This window comes from Rhodococcus wratislaviensis, from assembly GCF_041228765.1.
GTDB lineage: Bacteria > Actinomycetota > Actinomycetes > Mycobacteriales > Mycobacteriaceae > Rhodococcus_F > Rhodococcus_F wratislaviensis.
The window spans coordinates 8,435,463-8,450,108 of sequence record NZ_CP150488.1 but is presented as its reverse complement, the minus strand read 5'-3'; the positions used below and the strand labels follow the sequence as shown (position 1 = coordinate 8,450,108).

19 protein-coding genes and 1 riboswitch are annotated in these 14,646 nt (G+C 66.7%); of the genes, 8 read left to right on the top strand and 11 right to left on the bottom strand.

Features of this window, described 5'->3' with window-relative positions:
- Positions 1-26 precede the first annotated feature (26 nt).
- A complete protein-coding gene (locus WKC72_RS38620; RefSeq protein WP_112302018.1) occupies positions 27-962 on the top strand; it encodes a triacylglycerol lipase in 936 nt (311 codons plus the stop codon).
- 616 nt (positions 963-1,578) lie between these two features.
- Positions 1,579-4,116, top strand: a complete 2,538-nt coding sequence (locus WKC72_RS38615) for an ATP-dependent Clp protease ATP-binding subunit (protein ID WP_037242312.1) — start codon at positions 1,579-1,581, stop codon at positions 4,114-4,116.
- Between the two features lie 69 nt (positions 4,117-4,185).
- On the opposite strand, the gene WKC72_RS38610 is transcribed toward WKC72_RS38615, so the two are convergent.
- On the bottom strand, positions 4,186-4,767 hold the full coding sequence (locus tag WKC72_RS38610) for a TIGR03086 family metal-binding protein (protein ID WP_370181396.1): 582 nt from the start codon (positions 4,765-4,767) through the stop codon (positions 4,186-4,188).
- Positions 4,768-4,828: 61 nt separating this feature from the next.
- On the opposite strand from WKC72_RS38610, the gene WKC72_RS38605 reads away from it, so the two are divergent.
- Both WKC72_RS38605 and WKC72_RS38600 read left to right on the top strand, forming a co-directional pair.
- The gene (locus tag WKC72_RS38605; protein ID WP_037242307.1) at positions 4,829-5,779 is read left to right on the top strand and encodes a YafY family protein; all 951 of its coding nucleotides are present in this window, start codon (positions 4,829-4,831) and stop codon (positions 5,777-5,779) included.
- A 39-nt stretch (positions 5,780-5,818) separates the two neighbouring features.
- Entirely contained in the window at positions 5,819-6,256 is a 438-nt protein-coding gene (locus WKC72_RS38600; protein ID WP_005244949.1) for an OsmC family protein, read from the top strand.
- A 10-nt stretch (positions 6,257-6,266) separates the two neighbouring features.
- Here WKC72_RS38600 and WKC72_RS38595 read toward each other — a convergent pair whose 3' ends face one another.
- Genes WKC72_RS38595 through WKC72_RS38575 form a run of 5 tightly spaced genes read right to left on the bottom strand, consistent with a single transcriptional unit; the run spans position 6,267 to position 8,242 of the window.
- Positions 6,267-6,602 carry an SH3-like domain-containing protein gene (locus tag WKC72_RS38595; RefSeq protein WP_037242305.1) on the bottom strand — a complete coding sequence of 112 codons (336 nt, stop codon included), beginning with the start codon at positions 6,600-6,602 and terminating at the stop codon, positions 6,267-6,269.
- A complete protein-coding gene (gene scnC, locus WKC72_RS38590) occupies positions 6,599-7,288 on the bottom strand; it encodes a thiocyanate hydrolase subunit gamma (protein WP_037242302.1) in 690 nt (229 codons plus the stop codon). The genes WKC72_RS38595 and scnC overlap by 4 nt, the downstream gene beginning before the upstream one ends.
- The gene (locus tag WKC72_RS38585; protein ID WP_025431751.1) at positions 7,285-7,584 is read right to left on the bottom strand and encodes an SH3-like domain-containing protein; all 300 of its coding nucleotides are present in this window, start codon (positions 7,582-7,584) and stop codon (positions 7,285-7,287) included. Before WKC72_RS38585 ends, scnC begins: the two co-directional genes overlap by 4 nt.
- The gene (locus tag WKC72_RS38580) at positions 7,581-8,024 is read right to left on the bottom strand and encodes an SH3-like domain-containing protein (RefSeq protein WP_037242299.1); all 444 of its coding nucleotides are present in this window, start codon (positions 8,022-8,024) and stop codon (positions 7,581-7,583) included. The genes WKC72_RS38585 and WKC72_RS38580 overlap by 4 nt, the downstream gene beginning before the upstream one ends.
- A gap of 23 nt (positions 8,025-8,047) precedes the next feature.
- Positions 8,048-8,242 (bottom strand): CbtB domain-containing protein, encoded by a 195-nt coding sequence (locus WKC72_RS38575; RefSeq protein WP_005244942.1) that lies wholly within the window; start codon positions 8,240-8,242, stop codon positions 8,048-8,050.
- A gap of 237 nt (positions 8,243-8,479) precedes the next feature.
- On the opposite strand from WKC72_RS38575, the gene WKC72_RS38570 reads away from it, so the two are divergent.
- Positions 8,480-9,145 carry a DsbA family protein gene (locus WKC72_RS38570; RefSeq protein WP_370181395.1) on the top strand — a complete coding sequence of 222 codons (666 nt, stop codon included), beginning with the start codon at positions 8,480-8,482 and terminating at the stop codon, positions 9,143-9,145.
- On the opposite strand, the gene WKC72_RS38565 is transcribed toward WKC72_RS38570, so the two are convergent.
- Positions 9,142-9,597, bottom strand: coding sequence for a hypothetical protein (locus tag WKC72_RS38565; protein ID WP_268791817.1), 456 nt, complete (start codon positions 9,595-9,597; stop codon positions 9,142-9,144). The genes WKC72_RS38570 and WKC72_RS38565 overlap by 4 nt on opposite strands.
- Positions 9,598-9,739: 142 nt before the next feature.
- On the opposite strand from WKC72_RS38565, the gene WKC72_RS38560 reads away from it, so the two are divergent.
- Entirely contained in the window at positions 9,740-10,681 is a 942-nt protein-coding gene (locus WKC72_RS38560) for a DUF5996 family protein (RefSeq protein ID WP_268791816.1), read from the top strand.
- An 11-nt stretch (positions 10,682-10,692) separates the two neighbouring features.
- On the opposite strand, the gene WKC72_RS38555 is transcribed toward WKC72_RS38560, so the two are convergent.
- The 3 genes from WKC72_RS38555 to WKC72_RS38545 all read right to left on the bottom strand — a co-directional run bounded on the left by WKC72_RS38555 (position 10,693) and on the right by WKC72_RS38545 (position 12,193).
- Entirely contained in the window at positions 10,693-11,487 is a 795-nt protein-coding gene (locus tag WKC72_RS38555; protein ID WP_037242289.1) for a CbtA family protein, read from the bottom strand.
- On the bottom strand, positions 11,478-11,672 hold the full coding sequence (locus WKC72_RS38550; protein ID WP_005244930.1) for a CbtB domain-containing protein: 195 nt from the start codon (positions 11,670-11,672) through the stop codon (positions 11,478-11,480). Before WKC72_RS38550 ends, WKC72_RS38555 begins: the two co-directional genes overlap by 10 nt.
- A 22-nt stretch (positions 11,673-11,694) precedes the next feature.
- Positions 11,695-11,827: riboswitch (cobalamin riboswitch) on the bottom strand.
- A gap of 51 nt (positions 11,828-11,878) precedes the next feature.
- Positions 11,879-12,193, bottom strand: a complete 315-nt coding sequence (locus WKC72_RS38545) for an antibiotic biosynthesis monooxygenase (protein WP_037242287.1) — start codon at positions 12,191-12,193, stop codon at positions 11,879-11,881.
- 32 nt (positions 12,194-12,225) lie between these two features.
- Between WKC72_RS38545 and WKC72_RS38540 the strand changes: the two genes are divergently transcribed.
- Positions 12,226-12,981 (top strand): alpha/beta fold hydrolase, encoded by a 756-nt coding sequence (locus WKC72_RS38540; RefSeq protein ID WP_370181394.1) that lies wholly within the window; start codon positions 12,226-12,228, stop codon positions 12,979-12,981.
- 12 nt (positions 12,982-12,993) lie between these two features.
- On the opposite strand, the gene WKC72_RS38535 is transcribed toward WKC72_RS38540, so the two are convergent.
- Positions 12,994-13,872, bottom strand: coding sequence for an A/G-specific adenine glycosylase (locus tag WKC72_RS38535; protein ID WP_037242281.1), 879 nt, complete (start codon positions 13,870-13,872; stop codon positions 12,994-12,996).
- Positions 13,873-13,972: 100 nt separating this feature from the next.
- Between WKC72_RS38535 and WKC72_RS38530 the strand changes: the two genes are divergently transcribed.
- Positions 13,973-14,599 carry a carbonic anhydrase gene (locus WKC72_RS38530; RefSeq protein ID WP_005244926.1) on the top strand — a complete coding sequence of 209 codons (627 nt, stop codon included), beginning with the start codon at positions 13,973-13,975 and terminating at the stop codon, positions 14,597-14,599.
- Positions 14,600-14,646: the final 47 nt, after the last annotated feature.

The window sequence follows — 14,646 nt, the reverse complement described above, 5'->3', positions numbered from 1 at the left end:
GTTAATCGGGAAGTCTGGGGGTAGCCGTGCGCCGCTGCGTGGCCGTTTCAGGGATTCTGTTCCTGGCGTTCGTGATGTGGGCCGGGGTGGCGTCCGCAGCGCCGACCTATCCGGTGCCGGATTCGTTCCTCGCCGGCGTCCCCCTCGAATTGGGAAATCCGGGCGGTTCGGCCCCGGGTTCGAACGACTGGTCCTGCCGGCCGAGTGACGCGCATCCCGAACCGGTGGTCCTGGTCCACGGCACGGGAGGCGCACGCCAGACCAACTGGGCGGTGTACGCACCGCTCCTCGCCAACGAGGGCTACTGCGTGTATTCCCTCACCTACGGCAACTTCCCCGACCTGCCGTGGCCGCTCGATGCGATCGGCGGGATGACTCCCATCGACACCGGCACCGCTCAGATCGCCGCATTCGTCGATCAGGTGCTGTCGAGCACGGGCGCCTCGAAAGTCGACCTGGTCGGACATTCCCAGGGCACCCTGCAGGCGAACAACTACGTGAAGTTCTTCGGTGGTGCAGACAAGGTCGCAAAGGTCGTGTCACTGGCACCGCCGTGGCACGGCACGTACGGCAACGACCAGATCAGCGTCGGGCGGTACATGCGGTCGCTCGGCATCGACGACGAGATGGCGGCGGGTTTCCCCGTCTGCCGGGCCTGTCCCGAGATGCTCCAGGGGTCCGCGTTCATCGACCGCATGCGGGCAGACGGGGTCTACGTCCCCGGCATCGAGTACACCAACATCGCGACCCGCTACGACGAACTGGTCGTCCCGTACACGAGCGGCATCGAGCCGGGCCCGGACACCACCAACATCGTCGTCCAGGACGGTTGCGAGCAGGACTACTCCGACCACGTCGCCGTCGCCGGTTCGGCACGGGCCGCCGGATTCGTGCTGAACGCCCTGGATCCGGCACACCCGCGCGACGTGCCCTGCAGTTTCGTCGCCCCCGTCGCGGGGTAGCTCTCACCAACTCCTCTCGCGCCGGGTGGCGCCGGTTACCGGGGAAGGCCTGCGCAACCCGCTGGGTATCGCCGCGAGGCCGGCGGAAACGTATGGGTGGCGAACTCACAGCTCATCGACATACCCTGTCCGGACACGCAGGTCTCGCTTCCTTCGGGGAGCGGGCCTCGAACTTCGCGGGCAAAGCGGTCGTCGCATTTCTGCGACACCACGGTCACGACGTGCCCGCCGGGTCCCGTCCAGGAACGTCTGGATGGCGAACAACTGGAAAGAAGTGCCCATTCGAGCCATCCCGGCGGCTACGAAATGGTGGTCCACATCGGCATCGCGGGACCTGTTCGCTCCAGGCGTACAGCGAAGGGGAAACGATTGCCGGAGCTGGGGCGTTAAATACGGGTAAGCAGGCCTGCTCTTCTACCTAAAGGGGTGGAGGGGCAGCAGGTCGATCGGCAGCCAACTAGAGTAATAGCTGGGGTCGTGGAACCTTCGTCGGTTCGGGGCTTCTGCCCTCGGAGCAGGCGCTGGCGATCTGCTTGTAGTGCCGGAGCGAAACGCGGCGAACAGGGACGAGACACCCGGTCTCGTGACTGCACGTCGGAAAGTGTGAGGGAGAGCGATGTTCGAGAGGTTCACCGATCGCGCACGGCGCGTTGTTGTCCTGGCTCAAGAAGAAGCCAGGATGCTCAACCACAACTACATCGGTACGGAGCACATCCTGCTCGGCCTCATTCACGAGGGCGAAGGTGTCGCTGCCAAGTCGCTGGAGTCGTTGGGCATCTCCCTCGAAGGAGTGCGCAGCCAGGTCGAGGAGATCATCGGCCAGGGCCAGCAGGCCCCGTCCGGCCACATCCCCTTCACCCCGCGTGCCAAAAAAGTCCTGGAGCTCAGCCTGCGCGAGGCACTGCAGCTCGGACACAACTACATCGGTACGGAGCACATCCTGCTCGGCCTCATCCGCGAGGGTGAAGGCGTCGCAGCGCAGGTTCTGGTCAAGCTCGGTGCCGACCTCAACCGGGTGCGTCAGCAGGTCATCCAGCTGCTCTCCGGCTACCAGGGCAAGGAGCCGGCCGAGGCCGGCGGCACTCGCGGCGAGGCGGGCACCCCGTCCACGTCGCTGGTGCTCGACCAGTTCGGTCGCAACCTCACCCAGGCAGCCCTCGAAGGCAAGCTCGACCCCGTCATCGGCCGCTCGAAGGAAATCGAGCGCGTCATGCAGGTGCTGTCGCGCCGTACCAAGAACAACCCGGTGCTGATCGGCGAGCCCGGTGTCGGTAAGACCGCAGTCGTCGAGGGTCTCGCTCAGGCCATCGTCAACGGCGAGGTCCCCGAGACGCTCAAGGACAAGCAGCTGTACACGCTCGACCTCGGGTCGCTCGTGGCCGGCAGCCGCTACCGCGGTGACTTCGAAGAGCGCCTGAAGAAGGTCCTCAAGGAGATCAACACCCGCGGCGACATCATCCTGTTCATCGACGAGCTGCACACCCTCGTGGGTGCAGGCGCGGCCGAGGGCGCCATCGACGCGGCCTCGATCCTCAAGCCGAAGCTCGCCCGCGGTGAGCTGCAGACCATCGGTGCCACCACCCTCGACGAGTACCGCAAGTACATCGAGAAGGACGCCGCACTGGAGCGCCGCTTCCAGCCGGTGCAGGTCGGCGAGCCGACGGTGGAACACACCATCGAGATCCTCAAGGGTCTTCGCGACCGTTACGAGGCGCACCACCGCGTGTCCATCACGGACGGTGCACTCGTCGCCGCGGCCACCCTGGCCGATCGCTACATCAACGACCGCTTCCTGCCGGACAAGGCCATCGACCTCATCGACGAGGCCGGAGCCCGGATGCGCATCCGCCGGATGACCGCACCGCCGGACCTCCGCGAGTTCGACGACAAGATCGCCGACGCCCGCCGCGAGAAGGAGTCCGCGATCGACGCGCAGGACTTCGAGAAGGCCGCGAACCTGCGCGACAAGGAGAAGACTCTCGTCGCTCAGCGTGCGGAGCGGGAGAAGCAGTGGCGTTCCGGTGACCTGGACGTCATCGCCGAGGTCGACGACGAGCAGATCGCCGAGGTCCTGGGTAACTGGACCGGCATCCCCGTGTTCAAGCTCACCGAGGAGGAGACCACGCGTCTGCTCCGCATGGAGGAGGAGCTGCACAAGCGGATCATCGGTCAGGAAGACGCGGTCAAGGCTGTCGCCAAGGCCATCCGTCGTACCCGTGCCGGCCTGAAGGACCCGAAGCGTCCGTCCGGTTCGTTCATCTTCGCCGGCCCGTCCGGTGTCGGTAAGACCGAGCTGGCCAAGTCGCTCGCCAACTTCCTGTTCGGTGAGGACGACGCTCTCATCCAGATCGACATGGGTGAGTTCCACGACCGCTTCACCGCGTCGCGGCTGTTCGGTGCCCCTCCCGGCTACGTCGGCTACGAAGAGGGCGGCCAGCTCACCGAGAAGGTGCGCCGCAAGCCGTTCAGCGTGGTGTTGTTCGACGAGATCGAAAAGGCACACCAGGAGATCTACAACACGCTCCTGCAGGTGCTCGAAGACGGCCGTCTCACCGACGGTCAGGGCCGGACCGTGGACTTCAAGAACACGGTGCTCATCTTCACCTCGAACCTCGGTACCTCGGACATCTCCAAGGCAGTGGGTCTCGGCTTCACGTCCGGCAAGGGCGACGAGTCGAACTACGAGCGGATGAAGCTCAAGGTGCACGACGAGCTGAAGAAGCACTTCCGTCCCGAGTTCCTCAACCGCATCGACGACATCGTCGTGTTCCACCAGCTCACCACCGAGCAGATCGTTCAGATGGTGGACCTGATGGTGGCACGTGTCGAGGTGGCCTTGAAGAACAAGGACATGACGATGGAGGTCAGCGACAAGGCCAAGTCGCTGCTGGCCAAGCGTGGCTTCGATCCGGTCCTGGGTGCGCGGCCGCTGCGTCGCACGATCCAGCGCGAGATCGAGGACCAGCTGTCGGAGAAGATCCTCTTCGGCGAGGTCGGTCCCGGTCAGATCGTGTACGTCGACGTCGAGAACTGGGACGGCGAAGGCGCGGGCGAGGACGCGAAGTTCACGTTCCGCGGCGAGGCGAAGCCGGTCACGGTCCCCGACGAGGTTCCGGTCGACCTGGCCAAGTCCGGCGCAGCCGACTCGGAGTAGTCAGGCAGTAGTCGAACGACAACGGGCCGCCGGTGGTAATCCACCGGCGGCCCGTTCGTGTGCGCGGGGTCAGTTGCTCTTGCGTCCCGACCAGTTGGCGAGGCGCTCGGTGGGACCGGCGGTGGAGTGCGGATCGACCACGTCCGCGAACGGCACGTGGCCGCCGCGCGTCTCGGCCGGGATCGCGTGCCGGGCGACGGCGAGCACGGCCTCGGCGAGTTCCGGGCGGGTCTCGGAGGGTTGGCCGGTGGCGACAGCCAGGTCCCAGCCGTGCACGAGGGTCTCGTTGATGTACCCCCAGATCGCGGCGCGGCCGGGAACAGTGCCCCACGGCGCGGTCACTGTTGCGTCGAGTCGGCTGTCGTCGGTCCAGACGGGCCACATGCGGTCCGCGGCGGACCGGTAGGCGTCCGCATAGCCGTCGCCGGGGATGTCGGTGACGACGAGCGGAACGGTGCCGGGGTCGCCCCCCTCGCCGATGACGCGTGCCCTCTCCACGGTGGCGACGAGGTGGCCGAGCAGGGTGCGGACGTCGAAGTCGGTGCAGGGAGTGGACGCCGTCAGCTGGTCTTCGCGGACCTTCTCGATGAGGCCGGTGGTCCAGGTGAGGGCTTCGCGGTACAGGGGTCGGGGATCTGTTGTGTTGGTCATGAGGCAACTATCGCCGCGAAACATGACATCTTCTGTCATGTATTTCTGCCAGACTTTTCCCATGCGTGCCGACCGCCTGCTCTCACTCGTCCTTCTGCTCCGTAATCGTGGACGCATGTCGGCGTCGGCGCTGGCCCGCGAACTCGAGGTGTCGCCGCGCACCGTGCTGCGGGACATCGACGCATTGTCGACTGCGGGGATACCGGTGTATGCCGAACGCGGTCGTGACGGCGGCTTCGAGTTGCTGCCGGGATTCACCACCGACCTCACCGGTCTGACCGTCGACGAGGCCAAGGCCCTGCTGGCGGCAGGCTCGGCGATGACGTCGGAATCGCTGGGCATGGCGCCGGCATTCGCGTCGGCGATGCGCAAAGTGGTGGCGGCGATGCCGGACGCGCACCGGGCGGCGGCGACGAAGGTGGCGGAGCGGGTGTTCGTCACCCAGGGAACGTGGCTGACCGACCCGGAACCGGTGGACGATCATCTCGGGCTGATCCAGCAGGCGGTGTTCGTGGGCCGGCGGCTGAGCATCCTGTACCCGTCGCGGGGCAACGACGCGGTGTGGCGCGTCATCGACCCGCAGGGGCTCATCCATGCGGCGGGACGGTGGTATCTGGTGGCGACGGACGCCGGCCGCGACCGGACGTACCGGCTCGAGCGCATCGAGGACGTCCGCGAACTCGACGAGCCGGCGCAGCGATCTGCCGACATCGACCTCGCCGCGATCTGGGAGCGTCGCCGTTCGGCGTTCCGGGCGCGCGGGACGCCGGTGGTCGCCGACGTTCTCGTGGGCCGTGAGCGCCGCGACGACCTGGTGGAGCGTGCCTATGCCGTCCGCTCCGAGCAGTCGGTCGACGACGACCGGGTGCGGCTGGAAGTGGTGTTCGGTGACGACTCCCACGCACGCGGGGTTCTGTGGGCGTTCGGCGAGGACGCGGAAGTGCTCGCACCGGACGCTCTGCGGGCCGCCCTGCGTTCCCGGGCGCTGCGCATGTCCGCCCGGTACGAGTAGGTTCGACACGTAAACCGAAGAACCACGAGAGGATGTGGCATGCCGACACGTACCGCACGGACCGCTTGGAACGGATCGCTCGAACAGGGAAGCGGCCAGGTGGAACTCACCAGTTCCGGTGTCGCGACCTTCGACGTCTCGTTCCCGAAGCGGGCGGCCGAAGAAGCCGGTGGAACCACCAGCCCGGAGGAACTGATCGCCGCGGCGCATTCCTCCTGCTATGCGATGCAGCTGTCCGCACTCATCGCGGAGGCAGGCGGGACCCCGCAGAGCCTCGAAGTGAAGGCGGATGTCTCACTCGGACCGGACAACCCGGGTTTCAAGCTCACCGGAATCAAGCTGACGGTCCGCGGTGAGGTGGACGGTCTCGACGCCGACGGGTTCGCCAAGGCAGCTCAGGCAGCCAAGGAGTCCTGCCCGGTGAGCAAGGCGCTCACCGGAGTCGAGATCACGCTGGACGCGGCACTCGAGTCCTGAGTCCAGCCGGCTACTGACGGTTGAACCGTGCGCGCACTTCCTCCATCTTCGCCTGGAGTTCGTCCGGGCTGATGACGCCCTTGTCCATCAACGCGTGAGCGGTGGCGACGACGGACCGGGAGCGGACGGGGAAGTCGCGGTAGATGGTTTCGCCCAGCTGGTCCTCGGTGTGGCGCCTGTCGAGATTGTCCCAGGCGCCACGCCAGGACAGGCATTCCGCGGTGGCCTGCATACTCGATTCCCACGGGTCGGGCTTGCGGTCGAGGTCCGGTAGCGTCACGTCGTTGCGGGTCGTCTCCGGTGTCAACGTGTTCAGGATGACGTCGTATGCCTTGTCCGTCATCATCGTGCGGTTCCTCCGTTGTCCGAGGGTGGTGTGGTCGCGGTCCAATCGACCTGCGGGACGGCGACACCGATCATGGTGTCGCGGGTGACGATCGACGCAAGTTGTTCCTCACTCCACCCCTCGGTGCCCTCGGGGCGCATCGGCATCACCATGAACCGTGATTTTTGATTCGAATCATGCACGCGCACTTCGACATCCGGCGGGAAGTGCAGACCGAACTCCGCGATCACCTCGCGTGGCCAGCGCACCAACCGGCGGCGATAGTTGGGGGTGCGGTACCAGTCCGGAGACATACCGAGAACGGGCCGCGGATAGCACGAACACAACGTGCAGACGATGACGTTGTGGACGTTCGGGGTGTTCTCCAGCACGTAGAAGTACGTGTAGTCGCTGGGCGTGCCCGACCCGGTCGGGTCGCGCCAGTCGATCCCCACTTCCTTGCAGGTTTCGGTGCCGTCCGCCAGCAGTCGCTTCTTGAACTCCGGGTCGACCCACGCTTTCGCGACCAACTTCGAACCACCCGAAGGCCCCACCGACTCGGCCCATTCGGAGAAACGGCGGTGATCCTCGCGGGAGAACAGTCCGTGTTCGATGGACAGTTCCCGAATGGCGGTCTCCAGGATCTCGAACTCGCTGACCTCTTCGGAGGCCTGGATCGGGGCGTGATCGCCGTGCGAATGCGTCATGTGTCCGCCTCTCCTGCCGGCTCGAGCCAGCGCTCGGAGCACTCGGTTTCCAACGTGTCGATCTCGAATCCGGTGTAGCGGGGCCAGAGGTCGGTCTGCCGGAAGCGGACGACGTAGAACGGCTCGGTCCGGCCGTCGTCCACGCGTCCCCACGCCTCGTCCTCGGGGATCACCCACTCCGGGCGGTGTTCGACGACGACGCCGGTGCGCCCGCGGATGAATGCCTGGGTGCGGGTGTGGAACATCGACGTCGCGTCCTTGACGGTGACCCGGTCGCCGATCTCGAACTTCGTCATGACTGGCCTCCGGTCGCTTTCCCGCCGGCAGACCTGGCCCGGACCTCGTCGATCTTGGCGGAGAGTTCGTCGGGCGTGATCAGGCCCTTGTTGATGAGCGTCTTGGCGGCCACCGTGATCCACCGCGCGTAGTACGGCAAACCGAAATAGAGCGTTGCGCCCAGGTCGTTCTCGGCGCGACGGCGCTCTTCGGAGTTCCACACACCGCGCCACCCGAGGCATTCGCACGTGACGTATGTGCTCATCTCCCAGTCCTCTTCGACCTTCTCCTCGTACTTGACGGGAAGGGCGGTCTGGCCGCCGACGTCGTGGAGAACGTGTCGCAACGCGTCGAACGCGGAATTGGACAGGTAATACGGCGAATCCATCTCTGCGTGATGGACCGGGCCGTACTCCGCGACCCTGTTCGCCTGTGCTTCGAAATCTGCTGGAGAGTTCATCGCGTGCTCCGGTCGTGGTGGAACTAGTGACAGGGAACTCCCAGGAGATGGCGGCCGTCGTGCATCAATTCGTGCAGGTACATGCCACTTCGGGAGATCGCACCCTGGTCGAATCCGACCAGGTAGAGGGTGAGCAGAGCGAGCAGGACGACTCCGACGGCGATCAACACGATTCCGAGTGACTCGACGGACTTGCTCGGTGACGAGACGTAAACCATGGCTACTCCTGGAGCAGTTCGGGTTCCACGATCATCGAGTCGCCGATTGTCCGGGCATCGCAACGAGCGCCCCTCACTCAGCGGCACGATCGATACGACGTTACTCCCGCCGTGTCGATCCCCTCACCGTACCGTTCGGTCGAATCCGGCGTGCGGAAATGCAGCACGGCGAACCAAGACAAACATCGTGACGAACCCGGCGGAACAGAATGCGCCGGCGATTCGTTTTACCGAACTGTGACGACACAGCAGAACACCGACGGCGACATCGAGATCGAGATCTGGTCCGACGTCGCCTGCCCCTGGTGCTACATCGGCAAGCACCGTTTCCTGGCCGCCCTCGCGGAGTTCGAGGGGCGCGACCGGGTGAACGTGGTGTGGCGGTCGTATCAGCTGTCGCCGGAGACGCCGGTCGGGGAACGGCGCAGCGAGCTCGACGCCCTGGTGGAGAGCAAGGGCATGCCTGCCGAGCAGGTCCGTCAGATGTTCGGTCACGTTGCGCGCACGGCGGCCGACGAGGGGCTGCGTCTCGACTTCGACACCGTGATCGCCGCCAACACGTTCGACGCCCACCGGTTGATCCAACTGGCGGGCGACAAACGAGATGCCGTGGTGGAAGCGCTGTTCCGCGCCCACTTCGGCGACGGCGCCGTGATCGACGACCGAGAGGTGCTCGTCGACATCGCGGCGCGGGCCGGGCTCGACGCCGACACCGTGCGCGCCGAACTCGAGTCCGATGCCGGCGCGGACGCGGTCCGCGCCGACCTCGACACCGCCCGTCGACTGCAGGTGTCGGCGGTGCCGTTCTTCGTCGCCAACCGCCGCGTCGCCGTGTCCGGCGCCCAGCCGAAGGACGTGTTCCTGCAGCTTCTGACGCAGGCGAGCACGGCGGCGGTGAACTAGCGGCGCGTGAAGTACCGGTTGGCGTCGGGCCGGAACATGAGTGCCACCGCCGCGATCACCGCCACGAGGTGGGTGAGCCGGGCGGTCGCGATCACCGCGACGTCGAGCGTCAGACCGGAGACGGCAGACATCGGGTCGTTGCCTGCCGATACCCACGCGATGGGTTCCATCACGAGTGATGCGACGCCGAACACGCCGAGACCGATCGCGAGGGTGTTCCGCGCCCACGCCCCGCCACTGCGGAATCGGGTCATGACGAACAGCACCGCGCCGTAGACGACGACGCGGACGATGAGTTGTCCGGCGAGGCTGCCGACGTCGGCGCCCGGGCCCTCCAGCGCCGTCGACGTGTGCGCGATGGCCTCGACCATGCCGGCGAACAGGGCAAGTCCGAGCAGCCAGTGCGCGCGCTCGACCGTCTGCGGGATCGAGGGTGCAGTGCGAGTGGTCATGTCCCCATGCTGGTATCGGTGACGTCGCGGCACATCACCCCCGAGAGTGGAGTCCACCCCTACCCGGGTATCGGTGCGACGCGCTTGCCATCACCCCGCACGAGGGGCACATTGAAATGCACGTCGTCGGCAGGGAGGCACTGTGCGCGAGCAGACACGATCCGGAGATGCATGGCCGGCGTTGAAGGTGGGCGACTGGACGGCGACGCGGGACACCGTGCACATGTGGACGCAGATCGTCGGGAAGATCCGCTTGGCCCACGCACCGTTGATCAACCACTGGTGGCAGGTCCCGCTGTACGTGAGCCCCCGCGGTCTCACGACGTCGACGATCCCGTACGGTACCGACTGTTTCGACATCGAATTCGACTTCGCCGAGCATCAACTGGTGATCCGCACGAGCACGGGCGGCACCGGGACGGTTGCCCTCGAACCGAAGTCGGTGGCCGATTTCTATGCGGAGACGATGGACACGCTGGCCGAATTGGGTGTGGTGACGACCATTCTGGCCCGGCCCAACGAGGTGGACCCCGCCGTCCCGTTCGCGGAGGACACCCAGCACTGTTCGTACGACGGTCAGGCGGTGCACCAGTTCTGGCGGCAGCTCGTGCAGGCGGACCGCGTCCTGCACGAGTTCCGTTCCCATTTCATCGGGAAGGTCAGTCCCGTGCACTTCTTCTGGGGTGCGCTCGACCTGGCCTGTACGCGGTTCTCCGGGCGAACCGCACCGACTCACCCTGGGGGAGCACCGAACTGCGGAGACTGGGTGATGGTCGAGGGCTACTCGCACGAGCTGAGCAGCTGCGGTTTCTGGCCCGGTGGTGGCGTCGAAGGTGCGTTCTACGCGTACGCCTACCCGGAACCCGATGGCTTCGCCGACTACCCGGTCGGGCCCGACGGAGCTTTCTACAGCAAGGAGAACGGGCAGTTCCTGCTGCCGTACGAAACCGTCCGCACCGCGGACGATCCCGATGCCGCACTGCTGAAGTTCCTGCACAGCACATACGACGCGGCCGCCGAGCGGGGTGGCTGGGACCGGGCCGCCCTGGAGGCGGACCCGGCCCGATGGGACAAATCCCGCTGACGCCCTGTGGGTCAGGCGGCGTTCGCCGGCGCGGGCGTCGTAGCCCGGGTGGCGCGCTCCGTGAGGAACGCGAACGCCAGTCCGAGAACCAGCCACAACGTGGCCTGAGTCGCGAGGGACGAAAGGCGGAACTGCCACAGCAGCACTGCGGGGAAGTCGTCGCCCACTTCGTTGACGGTGGGCAGTACGAGGTAGCCGACGGTCACCACCACGAGGAAGGCGAGAACCGGTGCCGCGATCCGCACCGACAGGAACTCCTGAGCTGCGACGGCCTTCGCCGCGAAGACGGAGGCCACCACCGCGAGCAAGCCCAGCACGACTGCGGCGAGCCACAGCCAGGTTCGCTGGGTGATCGTTTCGGGGTCTCCGACAGCGGGCGGGTTGGCGGGGTACTTGAAGAACGGCACCGCCTCGATTGCCAACCAGCCCAATGTGGCCAGTGTCAGCCCGAGCAACGGTCCCGACAGCGTCGTCACCCGACGCGCGTAATTCGCGACGACGGCGAAGATTGCTCCCAGTGCCAGGCCCGCGAGGGACGTGGCGAGGAACAGTCCGAAACGCTGTCCGTCACGGCTGACCAGTGCCTCTTCCTCGTCGTGCGAGTGCCCGGCCGGCTCCTCTGCCTGCGTGGCGTCGTGCGAGTGGACGTCGGCTTCGGCGGCGCTGTTCGACTCTTCGATGGCGATGGCCGCATCGATGTGCGACTCACCGAGGACGAAGGCGACGCCACCGGCCAGGATGCCTGCGATCAGACCGGCCAGCAGGCCGCGGATGAGGAGTTTTGCGAAGGAATCGGTCAGTGGCATGGCAGACCCAGGAGGTGGCGGCCGTCGTGCATCAATTCGTGCATGTACATGCCACTGCGCGAAATCGCGCCCTGGTCGAATCCCACGAGATAGAGAGCGAGCATCGCGAACAGAACGATCGCGAAAGAGATGACGGCGAGACGGGTCGTATCGACCGACGAGCCGGGTGCGTAGGCGAGTGCCATAGTTCCTCCTGGGATTTCGCGTCCCCTAGGTCCAGGCGATGGCCGCAGTATCTGGCTGTCGGGTGGCTCCCGTGAAGGACTACTCCGATTTACAGTGGCGCGACCGCTCCGGGATTGCACCGGATTCCTGCCGAACCATCGCTTTGTCCTGCGAACTTTTGCACCCGGCGGGCCGTCGTGTCAATCTTCCCGCTCGGCCCCGTCTCTCAGCTCTTGTTCGCTGCCGCGACGTCGAGAACGACCTCGAACTCGAGCAGCGAAGCTCCGGACGCAACCGGCTTCTTCTGCTCACCCGCGTGTGCTTCCCGGGCCGGACCGTCGCGCCACGCCGCGAATGCCTCTTCGCTCTCCCACTGGGTGACGACGAAGTAGCGGTTCTCGCCCTTGACGGGGCGCAGAAGCTGGAATCCGAGGAAGCCGGGGGAGTTCTCCACGGCGTGCGCGCGCGCTGCGAAGCGCTTCTCGAGTTCGGGGCCCGCGCCCTCGGGGATTTCGATTGCGTTGATCTTCACCACTGCCATGCGGGCGAGATTACTCCGCTAGCGTCGGAGGGGTGGCGGGTGAGAGTGCGTTGCACGACGAGGGTGGGGCGGGACAGCCGATTCTGCTGTTGCACGGGCTGATGGGCAGCGCCCGGACGTGGGGGCGGCACGTGTCGTGGCTGCGCGAGCACGGCCACGTCTTCACGTTCGACGCCGCAGGTCACGGCAGGCCCGCACCCGCGCAGCTGACGACGGAAGCGTTCGTGGAAGACCTCGTCGCAGCACTCGCACCCTTCGCCGAACCGTGGGTGGTGATCGGTCACTCGATGGGCGCCCTGCACGCGTGGTGCCTGGCCGCCGAACACCCCGAGAAGGTGTCGGCGCTCGTCCTCGAAGACATGGCCCCCGACTTCCGTGGCCGGACCGCCGCGGACTGGGCGGCGATGATCTCGAACTGGCCGCAGCCGTTCACGACGCGGGAAGACCTCTTCGAGTTCTTCGGTCCGGTTGCCGGACAGTACTTCCTGGATTCGTTCGAGAAGCGCGCCGACGGCTGGTACCTGCACGGCGACGTCGACACGTTCCGCGACATCTCCGAGGAGTGGGGCGGCAGGCACTTCTGGGACCAGTGGGAGTCGATCACGGTGCCGGCCCTGCTGATCGAGGGGGAGTTCACGATCACCCCCGACGGTCAGATGCGGACCATGGCGGAGCGGCATCCCGGCGCCCAGTACGTCCGCATCGAGCAGGCCGGTCACCTCGTCCACGACGACCAGCCGGAGCAGTACCGGAAAGTGGTCGAGGCATTCCTCGACGGGCTCGGCTGAGCCGACCGGGGGTTAGCTTCCCTCGCCCGCGAGGGCGAAGAGCCCGTTTTCGGTCTGCTCGACGAGTCCGTCGATCAGCAGGGAATGGAGGGCGCGGTCGCGTTGGCCCGGATCGCCCGGCCACACCTGGTCGAGCCGGACCCGTTCGACGGGGGCGGAGCTCTCACGGAGTACGGCCATGAGCTTGCCGCGCACCTGACGGTCGGTGCCTGCGAACTTCTGGACCTTCCGGCGCTCGCCGGTGTGCGCGGGACGTCCGGCGTCCAGCCAGGCGCAGCTCGGCAGCGGGCAGCGAGCGCATTCGGGCGAGCGGGCGGTGCACACGGTGGCCCCGAGTTCCATCAGGGCCGCGGAGAACGTGGCGGCCCGCGCGCGGGTCCTGGGGAGCAGCGCGGACACGTCGGCGAGGTCACGCGTGGTCGACGGATTTCCCGGCTCGGCGCTTCCGTGCACGGCCCTGGCGACCACCCGCCGGACGTTCGTGTCGACGACGGGGACCCGCTGTCCGTAGGCGAAGCAGGCGACGGCCCGCGCGGTGTAGGCACCGATACCGGGCAGGCCGAGGAGAGTGTCGACGTCGCTCGGAACCACGTCGCCGTGCTCGGCGGCCAGTACTCCGGCGCACTCGTGGAGCCTCAGCGCGCGGCGCGGGTAGCCCAGCTTGCCCCACGCGCGCAGTACGTCGGCCTGACTCGACGCGGCCATGCGGGACGGGACGGGCCAGCGCTGCACCCATTCCTCCCAGATCGGGGCCACCCGGACGACGGGCGTCTGCTGCAGCATGATCTCGCTCATCAGGATGTGCCAGGCGGTGACGCCGTCGCGGCGCCACGGCAGATCCCGGGCCTGTACGTCGTACCAGTTGATCAGCGCGGAGGAGTCAACGGCCACTTCGTCCTCACAAGTCCCTTCGTTCACGGGGGAAACAGATTTTCCGCGGTCGTCACATTCCCGTCGCGACGGTGCGACATGCCCGGTGCACAATGATCCCATGCCTAATTCCAACCCCGTGTCCGCGTGGAAAGCCCTGCGTCAGGGTAACGACAGATTCGTGAGCGGTACCTCGCTCCATCCCAGCCAGGGCATCGCCGATCGCGCGAAGCTCGTCGGCGGCCAGCACCCCACGGCCGTCCTGTTCGGATGCGGAGACTCCCGCGTCGCCGCCGAAATCATCTTCGACCAGGGTCTGGGCGACATGTTCGTCGTCCGCACCGCCGGTCACGTGATCGACGACGCCGTGCTCGGGTCCATCGAGTACGCCGTCGGCGTGCTGAACGTGCCGCTCATCGTCGTGCTCGGACACGACAGCTGCGGTGCCGTCAAGGCGACGCTCGACGCGCTCGACGACGGCAACGTGCCGCCCGGATTCATCCGCAGCATCGTGGAACGGGTCGCGCCGTCGATCCTCATGGGACGCCGCGAGGGCCTCAGTACCGTCGACGAACTCGAGGGCCGCCACGTGGTGGAGACCGGGGCCCTGCTCATGCAGCGGTCGCGCATCATCGCGGAGAAGGTGGAGAGCGGCGCGTGCGCCATCGCGGGTGTCACGTACAAGCTGTCCGACGGCCGCACCCACCTGCAGGGCGCCGTCGGCGACATCGGTGAGCTCACGGACTGACCGCGACACGCCGCACCCGCTGAGCCGTTGCCGCGCGACGCCGAACT

Excerpts from the sequence above, each read along its gene's own strand:
- WKC72_RS38615 (WP_037242312.1), top strand. The coding sequence starts at position 1,579 with ATGTTCGAGAGGTTCACCGATCGCGCACGGCGCGTTGTTGTCCTGGCT.
- WKC72_RS38610 (WP_370181396.1), bottom strand. The coding sequence starts at position 4,767 with ATGACCAACACAACAGATCCCCGACCCCTGTACCGCGAAGCCCTCACC.
- WKC72_RS38605 (WP_037242307.1), top strand. The coding sequence starts at position 4,829 with ATGCGTGCCGACCGCCTGCTCTCACTCGTCCTTCTGCTCCGTAATCGT.
- WKC72_RS38600 (WP_005244949.1), top strand. The coding sequence starts at position 5,819 with ATGCCGACACGTACCGCACGGACCGCTTGGAACGGATCGCTCGAACAG.
- WKC72_RS38595 (WP_037242305.1), bottom strand. The coding sequence starts at position 6,602 with ATGATGACGGACAAGGCATACGACGTCATCCTGAACACGTTGACACCG.
- scnC (WP_037242302.1), bottom strand. The coding sequence starts at position 7,288 with ATGACGCATTCGCACGGCGATCACGCCCCGATCCAGGCCTCCGAAGAG.
- WKC72_RS38585 (WP_025431751.1), bottom strand. The coding sequence starts at position 7,584 with ATGACGAAGTTCGAGATCGGCGACCGGGTCACCGTCAAGGACGCGACG.
- WKC72_RS38580 (WP_037242299.1), bottom strand. The coding sequence starts at position 8,024 with ATGAACTCTCCAGCAGATTTCGAAGCACAGGCGAACAGGGTCGCGGAG.
- WKC72_RS38575 (WP_005244942.1), bottom strand. The coding sequence starts at position 8,242 with ATGGTTTACGTCTCGTCACCGAGCAAGTCCGTCGAGTCACTCGGAATC.
- WKC72_RS38565 (WP_268791817.1), bottom strand. The coding sequence starts at position 9,597 with ATGACCACTCGCACTGCACCCTCGATCCCGCAGACGGTCGAGCGCGCG.
- WKC72_RS38555 (WP_037242289.1), bottom strand. The coding sequence starts at position 11,487 with ATGCCACTGACCGATTCCTTCGCAAAACTCCTCATCCGCGGCCTGCTG.
- WKC72_RS38550 (WP_005244930.1), bottom strand. The coding sequence starts at position 11,672 with ATGGCACTCGCCTACGCACCCGGCTCGTCGGTCGATACGACCCGTCTC.
- WKC72_RS38545 (WP_037242287.1), bottom strand. The coding sequence starts at position 12,193 with ATGGCAGTGGTGAAGATCAACGCAATCGAAATCCCCGAGGGCGCGGGC.
- WKC72_RS38530 (WP_005244926.1), top strand. The coding sequence starts at position 13,973 with ATGCCTAATTCCAACCCCGTGTCCGCGTGGAAAGCCCTGCGTCAGGGT.